Raw genomic sequence first — 17,472 nt, 5'->3', positions numbered from 1 at the left:
ATGCTTGACACCGGCGTGTCAACGGTGGTGCCGCAGCCCACCCACCGAAGCTGCTCACGAGGAGGAGCACCAGAGCCGCAGCCGAGCTGGTTCGCGGTGCCGCCGGCGCCGGCGCGGTGGCGCAGCGCGCCGCGGCGCGGGAGCACCGCGTCCGGCTGCTCCTTGCTGCCCGGGTGGCCTGGCCCCCTTGCTGCCCGGGTGGCCTGGCCCCCCGCCGGCAGTCGGTTGAGGTAGCCTTTCCCCCGTGCCTTCGGGTTCTTCAGGTGACGCATCGAAGCACGGCGCCACGCGGAGCGTCGCCGCACGGCGCCGTCGTGGCCGGAGCCCGGCAGCGCGTCGCGGCCTGGTCGGGGTGGCCGCCGGGCTGCGCTTACCGCGGGTGCTTGCCAGGGACGTGACCGTCGAGCAGCGGACGGTGCGGGTGTCTGTCAGGACCGTAGCCGTCGCGCAGCGGGCGAGCACAGCGGGGGACGGATGGTCGTGCATCTAGAACGGGTGCTCGGCGGGAGGTACCAGCTCGTTCGGCTGATCGGCATGGGCGGGATGGGGCAGGTCTGGGAGGCCCTCGACCTCCTCCTCGACCGGCGCGTCGCCGTGAAGATGCTGGCCTCCGGCCCGACCGCGGACCCTGCCGCGACTGCCCGATTCAAGCGGGAGGGCAGGGCCCTGGCGGTGCTCCAGAGCCCCCACATCGTCGAGGTCTACGACGTCGGCGACGAGCAGGACCTGCTGTATCTGGTCATGGAGCTGCTCGAGGGCGAGGACCTCGGCGGCATCCTGAACCGGCGCCGACGGCTCTCGCTCGCCGAGGCGCGCGCGCTCTTCACGCCGGTGCTCACGGCGCTGAAGGAAGCCCACCAGCGTGGGATCATCCACCGCGACCTGAAACCGTCCAACATCGTCGTCGCGCGCAGCGGCGACGGCGCGGCGGTGAAGCTCCTCGATTTCGGCATCGCGAAGCTGGAGAAGCCGTCGGACTTCGACCTCGTGCGGACCGCGACGCACCAGATGATGGGCTCGCCCGTCTTCATGAGCCCGGAGCAGACGAGGGGTCTGCGCAGCCTCGACCACCGGAGCGATCTCTTCTCGCTCGGCGCGGTGATCTACCTCGCGCTCACCGGCGTGCTGCCGTTCGCGCCGGAGAGCCAGGCCCTCGGCGAGGTGGTGTATGCGATCCTGACGACGGAGCCGCCGTTGCCCTCGACCTTCCCGGGTCTGGGCGCCGGCGCCGACACCTTCTTCGCCAGGGCCCTCGCGAAGGACCCGGCGCAGCGCTTCGGGGACGCGGACGAGATGCTCGCGGCGCTCCTCGCGCTCACCGACGGCGCGCCCCCGGTCGACCTCCGCACGCTGCTCGCCGCGCTGGAAGCAGCCCCCCAGGCCGGTCTGCCGCCGCAACCCCTCGCGTTCGCCGCGGACGGCGCGGACGCGAAGCGGATCGTGGTGCTCGCCGCGGGCGACAACGACGCACGGGACTCCGAGCGTGGCGAGGTCCTCTCGCGGACGCTCAACCCGGCCCTCTCGCGGACGCTCGGCCCAGGCGCCCCGTTCCCCGACGTCGGCGCCACCCGTCACAAGACCCTCGAGGCACTCCCCCCTTCGCCCCATCCATGGCTCGCCCTCGGCGGCGTGCTCCCCGGCACCTTGCGCCCGCACGCCGACCTCATCACGCGCTTCCTGCGCGCCCTCTTCGGCCGCTGCGCGCGGGAGTCGGCCCACGTGGCGCAGCTCTTCGAGCCCTCGTTTCCAGCCCCGAGCCATTACCGGTTCTTCGCCGTCTTCCTCGTCGGAGAGGCGCAGCCCGGGCGGCTCGCCACCCAGACCTTCATCCTCCAGTCGCGGTCGCTGGAGGAGCACCTCGACAGGCTCGACAAGGGGTCGCGCAAGGTGGTCCTCGCCATCGGCGACTCCTTCGAGCTCGGCGCCGGCGTGCGACAGCGGATCTTCGCGCTGTACCGCGCCCACAACGCGATGGTGGTGCCCGTCCACGTCGCGCGGCTGCGGGCGGTGGCGGACGACCGCAATCATGCGCTCGACCTCTTCCAGGAGGGGCTCTCGGACTTCAATGCCCTCCCCGACCCGTTCGCGGTCAACGCGCGCGCCGTGGATCCGACGAGCCTGTTCGGGATGCGCGCCCTCCTCGGCGACCTCCTGCGCGCGCTCGAGCGGCCGGCGCTCGTGTCGGTCCACGGGCCGCCAGGGTGCGGCAAGACGTCGCTCGTCGAGATGGCGCGCGGCGAGCTGCTCGACACCCGGGTCGCGCGCGTGCGGTGCGTCGAGCTCGCGAGCCCGTCGATCGACGCGGTCGCGGCCGAGATCGCGCGGGCGCTCGGCGAGCCTGACGGCGACAGGCCGGCCGGCGAGGGCGCCGGCGAGCGGATCGCGCGGGCGTCGCGAGGCGCCAGGGACCGGGCCGCCGGGCAGCGGGCGCTGCTCGTGCTCGAGGACGCCGACGTGATCCTGAAGCCGCTCGAGGGCGCCGACGAGGGCGAGCGGACGGCCGCGCAGCGGCTCTGGACCGCGCTCGGGCGGGCGTGCGACGACGGGCTGATCTCGGTCGTCGTGACCAGCCTGTCGGGCTTCACCCTCGGTGAGGCGAAGATCGCCGGCTGGGTGAACCCGCTGGCGAACAAGGTGCATATGCTGCCCATCCCGCCGCTGGCGCTCGCGGACGTCCAGCGGATGCTCACGGAGCTGGGGATGCAGATCAACGTGCGCTTCGACGCGCAGGCCGTCGCCCATGCGCACGAGATCACCGCCGGCAACGTCTACGCCTTGCGGAGGCTGTGCGGGTACGTGGTGAGCCGGCGGCGGCGCTCGACGCCGCAAGGGCCGCTCGGCGAGATCCGCATCGAGAAGCGCCATCTGGTCGAGGGCGCGCGCGATCTCGCGGCCATGGGCGAGACGTTCAACACGAGCGTGCTGCCCTGGCTCGACGGCACGGAAAAGCTGGTGCTCGAGGCGGTGGCGACGCGGCGGCCGAGGAACGTGCGCGGCGTGCAGCAGGCGCTCTCGGGGCACGACCCGGGCGCGGTGGCCGCGGCGCTCGACCGGCTCCGGCGCATCGGGCTCGTGGAGCGGCAGGGCGAGCGCGAGCAGGTCGCGATACCGCTCCTCGCCGACTGGACGCGGAACAACCTCCAGCCCACGCCGGGCGAGGCGACAGAGCGGCGGGAGCGGCAGATTCGCACGCTGGCGATCGGGTGCTCGATCACGCTGCTCCTCTTCGGCGGCTTCGCGCTCTGGTCGCGGCCGCGCGAGGCGGCGTGGGACGCGGGCGGCTGCCGCTACGAGATCGACTATCCAGGCCGCGCGGCGCCCGGGGTCGAGGTCAGCCTCTACGCGTTCCGCACCTGCGCCGGCCCCCCGGGCGACGGCGAGGTGCGGCTCCGCGCGCGGGCGGGGACCCTGGCGCAGCTCGGCGCGCAGAAGGCCCCTTCGCTCGTCCTGCACGACAAGGGCCTTCCGGACTGGCAACAACAGGAGATCCCCGCCGTGCTCAACGGGCTCGGGCGCAGCCGGTTCGAGCTCGACGTGATCGTCGGGGGCGAGGCGGGCGAGACGTTGACGGTGGACTACGACTGGCTGGCCGGCGTCCCCGAGCTGGCGAAGAAGCTCATCGCCGTCGCCAGCGCGATCCCGGCGGCGATCGCGGCGCTGCTCGCCTACGGCGAGGAGATCACCGCCCTCGTGCGGCGCCTGTTCGGGCGGCAGTAGCGCCGACTCAGAATTTGGCCCCCAGCGCGACACGCACCGTCGCGAGCTTGCCCTGCTCCAGACCGAACCCGAGCGGCTCGTCCAGCGCCACGAGCAGCCCGGCCCGGAAGTACATGCCCGACGTGGGCGGCTCCACCCCGACGAAGGGCTCGGCCGCGAGCTGGAGCTTGTCGGTCTCCGTGAGCGGGAACGCGGCCTGGAGCCGCGCGCCGACCCCGAACCCGCCCAGGCTGCGCAGCTCCGCCTCGTTGCCCTGCTCGATGAAGAACTCCGTGTCGCCGCCGTCCGTGGGGATGGCGAATACCGCCACGAGATCGCTCCGCACATGGAACGCCTCGATCAGGCGCAGCTCGATGCCGCCGCGGGCCCGCAGCGGGACGTGCTCCAGGAGCGCCCGCTGCGAGTCGAAGTACCCGCGCACGGCCAGCGCCGCCGCCGCGGCCGCCTTCGTGCCGTCGGACGGATCCTGCGTGATGGGGAGAGAGGCCGCGAGCCCGCCGACGAGCATCAGCATGGGGAGGACGCTCGCGGAGTAGTGGAGCCCTATCGAGGGGTTGCCGAAGAAGAACCCCTCGAGCTCCGGCGCGACGGTCGCCGCGCCGTCCTCCGCCGGGCCGGGAGCGCTCGCACGGCTGCTCCCGTACGCAAAAGGCAGCTCGGCGTCGAGGTGAAGCCCCGCGACGAGCTTGATCTGGGCGACCACCGCGAAGGACGCCGCGAAGGAGCTCCCCTCGGCGCCGCCGCTCGTCCAGTCGCCGTTCACGATTTCTGGGCCAGGGAGGTTCGCCTCGATGGTGCGGGTGAGCACGTCCGCCTCGACGCCGAGGCGGAAGCCCTGGGACTTCGCCCACCCGTCTGCCGTGACGGTCTCCTCGGCGAGCGCCGGCGCGGCGAACGAGAGCAGGAGAGAGAGGGCGGCGAGGGACGATGCAAGCTGGCGCATGCCGACAGGGTATCGCGTAAGACCCTGTGGCAACAGTGCTCGAACTACAACGCCCCGCCGCCTGCGACGTCGGGCATCACCGTGTACAAGAACGACGGCTTCGACGGCGGGGCGGTCCTGCTCGGCCTGGAGGCCGCCTGGAAGGATCATTCGCCTTCCTCGATTTCGAGCAGCGGCGGGCGAGGCTCACACGTCAGGCCTGCGGTCGAGCTCTCGATGACGTCAGCGTGGCAGGACGGTGTGGTCTGCGGAAAGGCAGAGCTTCTCGGCCGGGGCGAGGAAGTCGTCGAGCTCGCCGGGCTCGAAGCGGGCTAGGCCGATGATGTGCCAGACCGACCCGGCGGGTTCGCGGGTGGGGTCAAAGGGCCCCTCGAGGGGGCCGCCTGGGTGGACCTCAGGGACCAAGGCGCCCCAGCTCTCCGGGGTGGTGAGGAGCACGGCGAGGCGGCAGCCAGAGTCGACGACCCAGAGGCGAATGGTGCCGTCGTCGGAGGCAGAGGCGAGCGAAACGCCGTCTGGGCTGAACGTCACCCTGCTCACGCCCTCGATCCCGCGAAGGAGCTGGCCTGTCGCCACGTCCCACATCCGCACCGTTTCATCAGCGGAGCTGGACGAGAGCGACCGGCCATCGGGGTTGAACACCACGCTGCTCACGCCGGCAGCATGGCCCGCCAGCGCGTGCAGGACCTGACCCGTCGCCGCGTCCCACAGCCACACCGTCGTGTCGTCGGAGCCGGAGGCGAGCACGCGACCATCGGAGCTGAACGCCACGCTGCTCACGCCGGCAGCATGGCCCTCGAGCGCGTGCAGGACCTGGCCCGTCGCCACGTCCCACAGCCGCACCGTCCTGTCGTCGGAGCCGGACGCGAGCGAACGACCGTCGGCGCTGAACGCCACGCTGCTCACGCCGGCAGCATGGCCCTCGAGCGCGTGCAGGACCTGGCCCGTCGCCACGTCCCACAGCCGCACCGTCCTGTCGTCGGAGCCGGACGCGAGCGAACGACCGTCGGCGCTGAACGCCACGCCATTCACGCGCTCGGTGTGGCCCTCGAGCGCGTGCAGGACCTGGCCCGTCGCCACGTCCCACAGCCGCACCGTCCTGTCGTCGGAGCCGGACGCGAGCGAACGACCGTCGGCGCTGAACGCCACGCTACTCACGCGCTCGGCGTGCCCCGCTAGTGCGCGCAGGACCTTGCCCGTCGCGACATCCCACAGCCGGACCATCCTGTCGTTGGAGCCCGAGACGAGCATCCGGCCATCAGGGCTGAACGCCACGTTACTCACACGCTCGGTACAGCTTCCGAGCGCGTGCAGGACCTGGCCGCGAAGAAACGGGCGTAGTCGCCCCTCGTGGGGTGTCTCGGCATGACCTCTCAGCGCGCGCAGGAACTGGCCCGTCGCCACGTCCCAGAGCCGCACCGCCTGATCCCTGGAGCCGGAGGCGAGCGAGCGGCCATCAGGGCTGAATGCCACGCTCCACACGCTCGCCGTATGGCCCCCCAGCACGCGCAGGGCCTGGCCAGTCGCCACGTCCCAGAGCCGCACCGTTTGATCCATGGAGCCGGAGGCGAGCGAGCGGCCCTCAGGGCTGAATGCCACGCTCCACACGCTCGCCGCATGGCCCTCCAGCGCGCGCAGGACCTGACCCGTCGCCGCGTCCCAGAGCCGCACCGTCTCGTCGTCGGAGCCGGAGGCGAGCGAGCGGCCATCAGGGCTGAACGCCACGCTCCACACGCTCGCCGCATGGCCCTCCAGTACGCGCAGGACCTGACCTGTCGCCGCGTCCCAGAGCCGCACCGTCTTGTCGTCGGCACAGGAGGCGAGCGAGCGGCCATCCGAGCTGAACGCCACGCTCAACACGCGCTCGGTATGGCCCTCGAGCGCGCGCAGAGCTCGACCCGTCGCCACGTCCCACAGCCGTATCATGCCGGCGAAACGACGTCTGCCTTTGCTCCCGCTCGGCCCCTGCGCCGTCGCAGCGTCCCAGAGCCGTAACGTCTCATCCCTGGCACCGGAAGCGAGCGACTTGCCATCGGGGCTGAACGCGACGCACCATACGCCTGCAGTATGGCCCTCGAGCACGCGCACGACCTGGCCCGTTGCTACGTCCCATAGCCGCACCGTCTCATCGTGGGAGCCCGAGGCGAGCGAGCGACCATCGGGGCTGAACGCCACGCTCAACACGCTCCCGGCATGGCCGTCGAGCACCCGCAGGACCTGGCCCATCGCCGCGTCCCACAGCCGCACCGTTCCGTCGTCATGGCCGGTGGCGAGAAGGTGCCCTCCGGGATGGTAAGCAACCACCCAGCACCTGGATGATGGGGGGGCTCTCTCCCACGTGGCGGTCGCCGAGACCGCCGCGCCCTCACGCGCCGCGGAGACGCGCACCTCCTCTGCCAGACCGCGAACGCCGAGAAGATCGGCGCCGAGCAGCCGTGCTCCCGCCAGCTTGGCCCCGCTCAGATTTGCCCTGGAGAGCCGCACGAAGGTGAGGTCCGCGCCCGAGAGATCCGCGCCGGCAAGCACAGCGCCGCGCAGATCGGCGCGGGCCAGCCGAGCGCCCGAGAGATCGGCTCCGCTGAGATCCCGCCCTCCGAGCGCGACGCCCTCCAGGTTCGCACCGCGCAGGTTTGCGCCGCGCAGCTCGATACCCTTGAGGCTCTGCCCGCGCAGATCGCGCTCCTCCAGGTCCACACCCAGCGAGAGCCGCAGCTCCGCCGCCACCTGGTACGCATTGCGTTCAGGCGTCGCCCCCGTCCTCGCCGCGAACACCCGACGGGCCCACCCCTCCGCGGCCTCCCTGCCGGCGAGGTTCACGAAGAACCGCGCCATGAGCGGGCTCATCGTATCCACGTCGAGCACGGGTGCACTCTCCGTCGCGGTGAGCTCCTCGGCCGCCTCGACCACAACGAGCCACTCCATCACGGAGCGGTGGACGAACGAGAACATCCCTTCCGCGCTGCGCTTGAGCAGCGAGCGCGACCCCAGCACGAGACGCGCCTCCTCCTCGGAGAGCGCCTGCTTCGGTCCCTCCAGCCGCGGCACCAGCGCCTTGGGCAGGCTAGCGAGATCCACCACGTTCCCCGGGGTCTCCCAGAGCTTGCGGGCGAACGCGCGCACGGCGCGCCAGAGGCTTTCTTTCTTCACCTGAGTCCGCGCGCATTCCCCTTCCAGCCAGCGATCGATCAAGACTTCGTACAGCTTGGCCGGCGTGATCTCTCCCGCCGTCTTCCTCGCCAGCTCGAGACGCTCCGGCTCCAGTTCGGCGATGAAGCTCAGCATCCGCGGGTTGTGCGAGAGCCCGAGCAAATCCTTCACGTCGTCGATGAGCTGGTACCGCGCTGCGGCTTCGGCCTCGGTCTTCAGGCGATTGCGCAGGAACTGGCGAATCTGCGTCTCCTCGAAGGGGCAAAGCTCCACGAGCCGATAGCCCTGGAGCCGCTCGGCGTTCCGCGCCAGCTCGAGCTTCACCTGCCCATCGTCGAGGAAGTGCTGCCGCCGGCTTGACACGATCACCTTGGCCTTGCCCTCGACCGCGCTCGTGATCACCGCGAAGTGCTGGAGCACCTGGTCGTACGTCACGCGAACGGCCAGCTCGTCGAACCCATCGAAAAGCAGCACCACGCGCCCCTCGTGCAGCATGTAGAGGAACGCGTCGATGTCGACGGCCCCGACGTCGGCCGCCCCGAAGTGCTGGGCGAGGAGCGCCCGGAGGGAGGGCTGCTTCTCGAGGTAGCGCATCTCCACGAGCACCGGGACGAGCGAATCCCCGTCCACGATCAGCCGCCGCGAGAGCTCGCGGAGGAGGAAGGATTTCCCCGCGCCGAAGTCGCCCAAGATCAGCGAGAACCGTCGCTCCGACGTGGCGAGCTGGTCGCGCAGCGTCGCGAGCGCGCTCGGGACACGCTGCGGTCTCTGGCCGGCGAGGCTCACGTCGGCGGGCTGCTCGACGTACAGCCACGGAGGGTACTCGTCGTCGGCCGCGAGGCGCGCCGAGAGCCACGCGGTGTAGCGGCTGAAGTCGATGAGGCCCTGGTAGGCCTCGAACGTGGTGAGCTCGACGTCGAGCCGGTGTGCGCGCAGCGCGAGCTCGGGCGCCGCCGTGGGGGCGCGGTGGATGAGCCTGCACGGGAGCGGGCCTTCCCGGCGCATGAACGGAAGGACGTCGCGGGCGAGGAGCGCGAGGGCCGCATCGGTGACCGGTTGATCGAGCGCGACGAGCAGCTCGCGGTGCGTGATCGGCGTCCGTGAGACGAGGAGCTCGAGGGCGCCGTCGAAGGGGCGCGGCAGCTCGTGATGCAGGAATCGGGCGCTCGGCGCGCGAAGGCGGCTCACCTGCTCGATGCGTCCGAGGAAGCCAGCGTGGTGACCCTCGACGCGAGGGCGCTCGAGCTCACGGGGATCACGCGACGTCAGGGCGGCACGGAGAGGATCGAGATCGAGGTACCTTTGCAAGAACGCGAGCAGGAATGTCGCCGACGCCTTGCAGGCAAACGCCCGAAAGCGATCGTCCTTGGTGTGATCCGCGTGGTCGGAGACGGCCTTGACCACGAGGGAGCGCCGCCCGAGCCGCTCGGCCAGCTCTGCGACGGCCATCCCTTCCATGTCGACCGCGAGCGTGCTGCGAACGGCGCGCTCGAGGCGCTCGAAGAGCGTGGGATCCGCGCGCACCGTCTTGCCCGTCGCCATGGCGCCGACGTGTATCTGGAGGGGCGCTTCGAGCGCACGCCCGTCAGGGTAGAGCCGGCGCTGACGGCGCATCTCCTTGTGCCCGAGCTCCGTCAGCGCGAGCTCGTCCGCGTCGAGATCCACGAGCTTATCCGCGTCGAGCCGCTCGAGGATCGCCGCGTAGTCGGGGCACACTCGCCTACGCTCCGCGCGCTCGGCCGGCGCTGGCGCGCCCTCCTTCTCGTGTGCGTAGAGCGCCTGGAGCAGCCACAGGCGCTGCGCCTCCGGCGAGGGTGGGCGCTGCTCCGCGAGATCGCCCAGCGACAGCGCGCGAGCCAGGAACGAGGCGTCCATCTTCCACGCCTTTTCCAGGCTGAAGGTCTCGAGATCGTGGAACAGCTCCGCCGTGCCGTCCTTTGTCGCGGCGACGAGCTTGCCATGGTCATAGCTGTAGAGCCGATCGGCGACGACGATGTCCCCGAGGGCGACCTTCTTCCGCCACCCGGCGCAGATCCCACACATCGCGAGGCAAGTGGGGTTCAGCTCCTGCACGAGCTGCTGTCCCCGGCTGGTCGCGGCGCGCTCTCCCATCTCGCCGATCCAGGCCGCGGCGACGGCGAGCTCGCTGCCATCGTCGTGCCGGAAGCGGCGCCTGAAGTAGCGAAAGCGCTGCTGATCCCGATGTTCCTCCCATCCAGGCCGCCCTCCGTCGCCGAGCGCGAGCAGCGCCTCGAGCTCATCGTGTAGCGCTGTGAGGATTACGACGTCCGTGCGTTCTGCCGCGGTGTTCGGCGCGTGCGCTGGCTCACGCATGGTCAGCCAACGTTCGATGGGACGCACGGGAGGGGCAGCGCCCGCGCAGGAGCTCGACGCGATGCGCCGTGAGCCCGGCCGCGATCGCGGCCGAGCTCACGGTGTGGATGTGCCGCTCGTCGAGAGGCTCGGAGGGCATGGGGGGTAGATACTCTACTTCTTCGCCTTCTCGTCGAGGAAGCCGGTCACCCACGCGAACGGAGCGTTCCAGTTGATCGTGATCTCGTTCACGCTCCAGGCCTCGATGTGGTCGACGAAGCACCGCTGCGCGACGCACCCCTTGAGGCCGGCGCTCTGGACATGGGGATCCTGGAGCGAGGAGTTCGGGCCGCCGGACACGGCGCCGGGCGGCGCGCTCGGGTACTTGCTGTTCGCCTGGTGGGACCAGAAGCGGTGGTGCGGGTTCTGGAGCGGCTTGTCGCCGTAGCCGGTCACGTACGACTGCCCGAGCGGGTTGCGCCCGAGGAGGTAGTCCATGCCGAGCACCACGCCGTCGAGGTACTTCTGCTGCTTCGTGAAGTCGTGGGCGAGCGCCACCACGACCATGTTGTTCAGCACGAAGGAGTTCGAGCCCCACTCGTACTTGCCCGCGGGCGTCCGCTGGACGAGCGTCCGGTAGCCCTCCTTCTCGGCGATGGCGAGGTACTGGTCGGCGGCCTTCACGATGCGGTTCCTGAGCTGCTGCTGCCACGCCGCGTCGACGTTGCCGGGCACGATCGCCAGCGAGATCTGACCCAGCGCGTCCGTGACCTTCCAGTTCATCGACGAGGCCACCCCGTCGACCTCCGTCGGGAACCGCGCGTTGAGCGGCGAGGCCTGGAGGTACTGCTTGTACTCCGGCTTCCCCGTCGTCACGAAGAGCTCCGCCGCGGCCCAGTAGAAGTCGTCCTTGACGTCCGTGTCGTCGTAGGGCCCGCCGCCCTTGTCGCCGCCGGGGGGCGCATAGAGGGCCGGGTTCTGCTTGGCCGCCGCCCAGGCGCGCTCGGCGGACTTCAGGCACCTCGCCGAGAACGCCGCGTCCACCGTCTTCCAGACGCGCGCGCACTGCGCGGCCGTGGCGGCGACGTTGAGCGTCGCCGCCGTGCTCGGCTTGTGGAGCGAGCGCGTCATCTTGTCCTCGTGCGGCGCGGTGCCGAGGCCAGTCCACGCGTCGTCGTGCATCTTGTGGTGGACCATGCCGGCGAGCGGCTTGCCTTCAGGCACCTGCATGCCCATCAGGAACTCGAGCTCCCAGCGCGCCTCGTCGAGGATGTCGGGCACGCCGTTCTTGCCCTCGGGGATATTGAGCTTGCCGTCCGCGAAGTCGGCGCTCGAGGCGCCGAGGTGCTTCGTGCGCTCGTACCAGTCGAGCAGCGTCCACACCGAGATGCCGCCGTTGACGACGTACTTGCCGTGGTCGCCGGCGTCGTACCAGCCGCGGGACGCGTCGAGCGCATAGTCGCAGCCGCTGCCCTGCAGGCAGCGCGTGCTCTTGTCCTGGGGGTGCCCGGCCGGGCGCGCCAGCTCGGGCTTGCCCGCATACGGCATCTTGATCTCGATGCCGCTCCGGTTGTGGTAGAAGTACGCGAGCGCGTCGTACTTGAGCTTGTGGTAGATGCCGGCGCCGATGTCGAAGGGGAAGCTCTTCTCGTCTCCCACCTTGAGCACGTAGCCCTCGCCCGGCGCGTTGAACGCGGTGAAGTCGATCAGGTGGACGTTGTCGCCGGACGCGCCGTCCTTGCCGAAGACCCTGGTCTGGCCGCGCGAGACCGACTTGCCGGAGCCGTCGAGCAGCTCCCAGGCGAGCGGCGCGGTCGCCGCGTTGCTCACGCTGGCGATCTTGACCGCGCCCGGCAGATACCCGACCTGATTCACGGCGATCTTCGGCGCCGCCGCCGCCGTCTCGGCCGCGGCGCTCTTGAACTCCGGATCATCCAGGCGGATGTCGTCGATGCAGACCTCGAAAGGCTCCTTGGCCGACGCCATCTCGCCGCCGATGTGGAAGGCGAGCTCCGCCGTGGGATCGTCGGCCTTCGCCATCGAGAACTTGCCCGTGTAGGTCTTGGGCGAGGTCCCGAGCACCACGGTGTCCGACCAGTATTCCTCGTACGGCGGGCCCGACATGCCGACCTTCGGGCGCGCCTTCGTGGGCGAGGAAGCCCAGGCCTTGTACTGGACCGTGTAGCTGTGGCCCTTCTGGATCACCATCTCCCGGTGGCGGAACTGGGCGTCCCAGTTGTTGGCTCCCTTGTTCGTCACCGTCACGCAATAGGCGCCGTTCTTCACCTCGGCGCTGCCAGCGCCCGGCGCCGTGAACGAGGTGGTCCAGGGCAGGCTCTTGTTGTCGTCGAAGTCGGAGGCCTTGAGGAGGTTGGTCCGCGCGGGCTCGGCGGCCGCGCTTCCGCCTGCGCTCGCGCCCGCGCCGGCGGTGGGGGCGGCCTCGGCCCCGGGGCCCTGCGACGTCGCGCATCCAGCGCTCAGCGCCAGCGCGCCGAGCACGAGCGCGGACGCCCGGCCCGTTCGGCTGAGGATCGACTGCTTGAGATGGGGATCGTTCATGAGTCCTCGGTTCACGACTGGGGGCAATCGACGCATAAAAGCGCGACTTCCGTTCAGGATGTCAAGCGCAATCCTCGCTGGCGCGCGAAATCCGCGTCTGTCGCGGCGCCGCGGGCGGTGCCGGGCCGCCCGCGGCGCGCGGGGCCCCGGCAGACGCAATGGCCGGCGCGGGCCGGGCGGGCGGCGGCCCGGGGCGGCCCAGGCCCCGGCCGCGCCGGCCGCGCCGGCCGCGCGAGGTCCCGGCGCGGCTCTGGGACGATTCGCCTCACGTGCCTTCCGGCGCACCGCCGGCCGTCATGATGTCTCCACAGAGGACCACGCGAGCGCGCCGCCGCCAGCGCGTCGATTCGCGCTGGTGCCGGTGACGGAGTCGCACTAGGCTCTGCTCGGCCTCGCGTCGCACCAGGATCGCGGCGGAGCACACCAGGAGACGACATGGCAAAGCACAGCTTCTCAGTCCCCTTCAGCGGTTCCTCTCAAGACATCGTCGCGAAGGCCAAGAAAGCTATCGAGGGCGCCGGCGGCCAGTTCAGCGGCGACGAGAGCACGGGCAACTTCTCGGTGTCCACGCCGGCGGGGACCGTGAAGGGGAACTATGCCATCGCCGCGCAGAGCTTCTCCGTGAACATCACGGACAAGCCGTTCATCGTCCCCGGGAGCGCGATCGAGTCCCAGGTGCGCAAGTTCCTCGAGAAGGCCTGAGCGCCCCCGCCGAGACACGCCGGCCCGCCCGCCTGTCTCGGCGCAGTCCCCCGAGAACCCCGCCATTATCGCCTGTCCGAGGGGCCTCTCGCCGCGAGAGACCCCTCCCCCCGACGCGCGTCGAGCGCCGCTGAGAGCCGCGCGCCGCGATAGACCCCTCCCACGACTCCCATCGATCACGGCCGAGAGCCGCTCGCCGCGCGAGCCCCGCCCAACGATACGCCGCGAGCGCCGCGCTCGGCAGGCTCAGCCATCGATTCCGGAGGGGGCATATCGGCTCGAGCGCGTCGCGTCAGGCGCTCGACGCGCGCTCAGCCGTTGGCGGGAGATGGGGATAGAAGCGCAGAATCGACCGCTGCTGCACCTTGCGGATCGGAGCGCCGCCAGTACATATCAGTCTGGAACGTGAGGAAAACGCGCTCTGCTCGCAGCAGCCCGCGAAGAGCGTGGGTGTCGGCCGATGTTGTGCGGGGGGACACCTCCCCTCGAGGACGGGGAGGTACGCGTTGCTGAAGCTCCAAGAGGGGAATGTGTGGCTTGGACGGGCCGCGGCGAACAAGGCGGAGGCGATACGGACCGTCGGCCGGGCCATGGTCGAGTCCGGCTTCATCGAGCCTGGCTACATCGACAGCATGCTCCAGCGCGAGCAGGTCGCGGCGACCTACCTCGGCAGCGGGATCGCGATCCCCCACGGGCTGCCGGCCGCGCGGCACCTCGTGCGCGCCACGGGCATCGTCGTCGTGCAGTTCCCTGACGGCGTCGCGTGGGCGGACGGCGAGCGGGCGCGGGTCGCCGTCGGCATCGCCGCCCGGTCCGACGAGCACCTCCAGGTGCTGGCCAACCTCACCGGCGTGCTCGGCGACGCGAGCGCCGCCGCCCGGCTGGCGCGGACCAGCGACCCCGGCGAGGTGATCGCGGCCCTCAACGGCGGGGCGAGCGCCCCGGCGGCGCCCCACGCCGTCGCTCCGGCCGGCGGCACCTCCATCGAGGTGAGCTCTCCGTCGCCCCACGGCCTGCACGCGCGCCCCGCGACCGCGCTCGTCGAGGTCGCCAAGCGCTTCCGCGCCGAGATCGCGGTCCGCCACGGCGAGAAGACGGCCAACGGCAAGAGCCTCGTCGCCCTGCTCGGCCTCGGCGCCGTCGCCGGGGCCCGCCTCACCGTCTCCGCCGCCGGCGACGACGCGGCCGCCGCCCTGGAGGCGCTCGGCGCTGCGTTCGCCGGCGGGCTCGGCGAGGACGCGGCGCCCCGGCCTGCCCAGGCGCCGCCCGCGCCCCGCGACCGCGGCGGAGACGGTGGCGGAAACGGTGGCGGAAACGGTGGCGGAAACGGTGAACCGCGCGCCTCCCACGGCCGCGCGCTGGCCGCGCCGCTCGGCTACGAGGGGCGCGTCGTCGTGGGCATCTCCGCCTCGCCAGGCCTCGTCGAGGGGCCCGCGTGGGCCATCCAGCGCGAGCGCGTCACCGTCGCCGAGACGGCGGCCGACCCGGCCGTGCAGCACCGCCGGCTCGACCAGGCGCTGGCGGGCGCCGCCGCGAACCTGCGGCAGCTCCACGACGAGCTCAGCAAGAAGGCCGGCGCGGCGAAGGCCGCCATCTTCAAGGCGCACCTCGAGCTCCTGGAGGACCCGGACCTCGTGGCCGCAGCGCACGACCAGGTCGACGCCGGCCACAGCGCCGGGTGGGCCTGGCGCAAGGTCTACGAGGAGCGCGCGGAGGGCCTCGCCCGGCTCGACGACCCGCTGCTCGCCGCCCGCGCCGCCGACCTGCGCGACGTCGGCCGGCGGGTGCTCCGGCTCCTGGCCGACGCGATCGAGAGCGCCGCGTCGCTGCCGAGCCACCCGGTCGTGCTGCTCGCGGACGACCTGTCGCCGTCCGACACCGCGAAGCTCGATCCGAAGCAGGTGCTCGGCCTGTGCACCGCGGTCGGCGGGGCGACGTCGCACACGGCGATCATCGCCCGCTCGCTCGACATCCCGGCCGTCGTCGCCGCCGGCCCCGCGGCGCTCGACGTCGAGGACGGGCAGGCGTGCATCCTCGACGGCGACATGGGCGTGCTGGTGGTGCGCCCGACCGCGCGCGACCGCGCCCGCGCCGAGGTGAGGCGCGGGCAGGTGCTCGAGCGGCGCGAGGCCGAGCGGCTCGACCGCTACAAGCCGGCGATCACGCGCGACGGCCGGCGCGTCGAGGTGGTCGCCAACATCGGCGCGCCCGGCGAGGCGCAGCAGGCGGTCGACGCCGGGGGCGAGGGCGTCGGGCTGATGCGCACCGAGTTCCTGTTCCTGAAGCGCGAGTCCCCGCCGAGCGAGGACGAGCAGGCCGAGGCCTACACGACGATGGTGCGCGCGCTGAACGGGCTGCCGATCATCCTGCGCACGCTCGACATCGGCGGCGACAAGCACGTGCCTTACCTGTCGATGCCGGCCGAGGGCAACCCGTTCCTCGGCGTGCGCGGCGTCCGGCTGTGCCTCGAGCGGCTGGACCTGTTCCGCACGCAGCTCCGCGCGATCTTTCGCGCCTCGCGCGAAGGGCCGGTGCGGCTCATGTACCCGATGATCTCCACGGTGGAGGAGCTCGCGAAGGCGATGGCGTTCACCGAGGAGGTGCGGCGCGAGATCGGCGCCGATCCGATCGAGATCGGCATCATGATCGAGGTGCCGTCGGCGGTGATGATCGCCGACCGGCTGGCCCGCGAGGTCTCGTTCTTCTCGATCGGCACGAACGATCTCACGCAGTACGTGCTGGCGATGGACCGCCAGCACCCGACGCTGGCGTCGCAGGCCGACGGGCTGCACCCGGCGGTCCTGCGCATGATCGAGCGCACCGCGGCGGCGGCGCGCGAGGCGGGCATCTGGGTGGGGGCGTGCGGCGGCGTCGCCGGCGACCCGGCGGGCACGGTGGTGCTGGCGGGGCTCGGCCTGGTCGAGCTCAGCGTCAGCATCCCCAGCATCGCGGCGACCAAGGCGCTGCTGCGCGGCATCACCATGGAGGGCGCCGAGGACGTCGCCCGCCGCGCGCTCGCCTGCGGCACCGCCGCCGAGGTGCGCGCGCTCGTGCAGGGAGCCCAGGGGGGCGCGGCGTGAGCGGCGCGGGGGCCGCGGCGGCGGGTCGCGACGGGCTGGTGACGGTGACGCTCAACGCGGCGCTGGACCAGACGCTGGAGTGCCCGGGCTTCGCGGCCGGCGCGGTGAACCGGGTCGCGGCCCAGGCGCTCACCGCGGGCGGCAAGGGCGTCAACGTGGCCGCGCTCCTCGCGGGGCGCGCCGCGGGCCCGGTGACGGCGGCGGGGTTCCTCGGCCGCGACAACGCGGCCCCTTTCGAGGCGCTGTTCCGCGAGCGCGGCATCCAGGACCGCTGCCTGCGGCTGCCCGGCGGGAGCCGGGTCAACATCAAGGTGGTCGACCGGCTCGGCCCGGGCGGCCCGAAGGTCACCGACATCAACCTGCCGGGCCTCACCGTCCCGCCGGAGGCGCTCTCGCGGCTCGTGGACGACCTCGACGCGCTGGCCCGGGAGAACCGCTGGTTCGTGCTGGCGGGCAGCGTCCCGGCGGGGGTGCCCGACGACTTCTACGCGACGATGGTGCGGCGGCTCAAGGCGCGGGGCTGCTCCGTCGCCGTCGACGCCAGCGGCGCGCCGCTGCGCCACGCGGTGGCGGCGCGGCCCGACATGATCAAGCCGAACCAGCACGAGCTGGGGGAGCTGCTCGGCGCGCCGCTATCGGGGGGGCGCGCGGAGGTCCTCCGGGCGGCGCGCGAGCTCCAGCGGTCCGGCGTCGGGCTGGTGGTCGTCTCGCTGGGGGCCGACGGCGCCCTCCTCGTCGACGCGGGGCGGGCGCTCCTGGCGGTGCCGCCGCCGATCGAGGTCGCGAGCACCGTCGGCGCCGGCGACGCCATGGTGGCGGGCGTGCTCGCGGCGCGGCTCGGCGAGGGCGGCGACCTCGAGGCGTGCGCGCGCCTCGGCACCGCGTTCGCGGCCGGCAAGCTGGCCCAGGTCGGGCCGGTGCTGCCGCCCGACGAGCGCATCCGGCAGCTCCGCGCCGCCACGCGCATCGAGCGTCTCGACCTTGCCTGACCCAGTCCGGAAAGAGAGCCTG

At 72.1% G+C, this 17,472-nt stretch carries 7 protein-coding genes; 4 read left to right on the top strand and 3 right to left on the bottom strand.

Features of this window, described 5'->3' with window-relative positions:
* Positions 1-480 precede the first annotated feature (480 nt).
* Positions 481-3,717 (top strand): protein kinase domain-containing protein, encoded by a 3,237-nt coding sequence (locus WME85_RS13445; RefSeq protein ID WP_437838318.1) that lies wholly within the window; start codon positions 481-483, stop codon positions 3,715-3,717.
* 7 nt (positions 3,718-3,724) lie between these two features.
* On the opposite strand, the gene WME85_RS13440 is transcribed toward WME85_RS13445, so the two are convergent.
* The 3 genes from WME85_RS13440 to WME85_RS13430 form a co-directional block, all read right to left on the bottom strand.
* Complete coding sequence (locus tag WME85_RS13440; protein WP_437838315.1) at positions 3,725-4,660, bottom strand: hypothetical protein; 936 nt, start codon at positions 4,658-4,660, stop codon at positions 3,725-3,727.
* Positions 4,661-4,882: 222 nt separating this feature from the next.
* Positions 4,883-10,141, bottom strand: coding sequence for a pentapeptide repeat-containing protein (locus tag WME85_RS13435; RefSeq protein WP_437838313.1), 5,259 nt, complete (start codon positions 10,139-10,141; stop codon positions 4,883-4,885).
* 153 nt (positions 10,142-10,294) lie between these two features.
* Entirely contained in the window at positions 10,295-12,679 is a 2,385-nt protein-coding gene (locus WME85_RS13430) for a glycoside hydrolase family 9 protein (protein ID WP_437838311.1), read from the bottom strand.
* Between the two features lie 435 nt (positions 12,680-13,114).
* Between WME85_RS13430 and WME85_RS13425 the strand changes: the two genes are divergently transcribed.
* From WME85_RS13425 to pfkB, 3 genes are all read left to right on the top strand, one after another.
* Complete coding sequence (locus WME85_RS13425; protein ID WP_437838310.1) at positions 13,115-13,381, top strand: hypothetical protein; 267 nt, start codon at positions 13,115-13,117, stop codon at positions 13,379-13,381.
* A gap of 506 nt (positions 13,382-13,887) precedes the next feature.
* Positions 13,888-16,461 (top strand): phosphoenolpyruvate--protein phosphotransferase, encoded by a 2,574-nt coding sequence (gene ptsP / locus WME85_RS13420; RefSeq protein ID WP_437838307.1) that lies wholly within the window; start codon positions 13,888-13,890, stop codon positions 16,459-16,461.
* Positions 16,458-17,450: a 1-phosphofructokinase gene (gene pfkB / locus WME85_RS13415; RefSeq protein WP_437838305.1), complete on the top strand. Its 993-nt coding sequence runs from the start codon at positions 16,458-16,460 to the stop codon at positions 17,448-17,450. Before ptsP ends, pfkB begins: the two co-directional genes overlap by 4 nt.
* The last annotated feature ends 22 nt before the right edge of the window (positions 17,451-17,472 follow it).

The sequence above is a fragment of the Sorangium sp. So ce1153 genome, assembly GCF_051521595.1.
GTDB lineage: Bacteria > Myxococcota_A > Polyangia > Polyangiales > Polyangiaceae > Sorangium.
This window is presented reverse-complemented; position numbering and strand designations above follow the sequence as displayed.

Coding starts and splice junctions, on each gene's coding strand:
- WME85_RS13440 (WP_437838315.1), bottom strand. CDS start 4,660: ATGCGCCAGCTTGCATCGTCCCTCGCCGCCCTCTCTCTCCTGCTCTCG.
- WME85_RS13435 (WP_437838313.1), bottom strand. CDS start 10,141: ATGCGTGAGCCAGCGCACGCGCCGAACACCGCGGCAGAACGCACGGAC.
- WME85_RS13430 (WP_437838311.1), bottom strand. CDS start 12,679: ATGAACGATCCCCATCTCAAGCAGTCGATCCTCAGCCGAACGGGCCGG.
- WME85_RS13425 (WP_437838310.1), top strand. CDS start 13,115: ATGGCAAAGCACAGCTTCTCAGTCCCCTTCAGCGGTTCCTCTCAAGAC.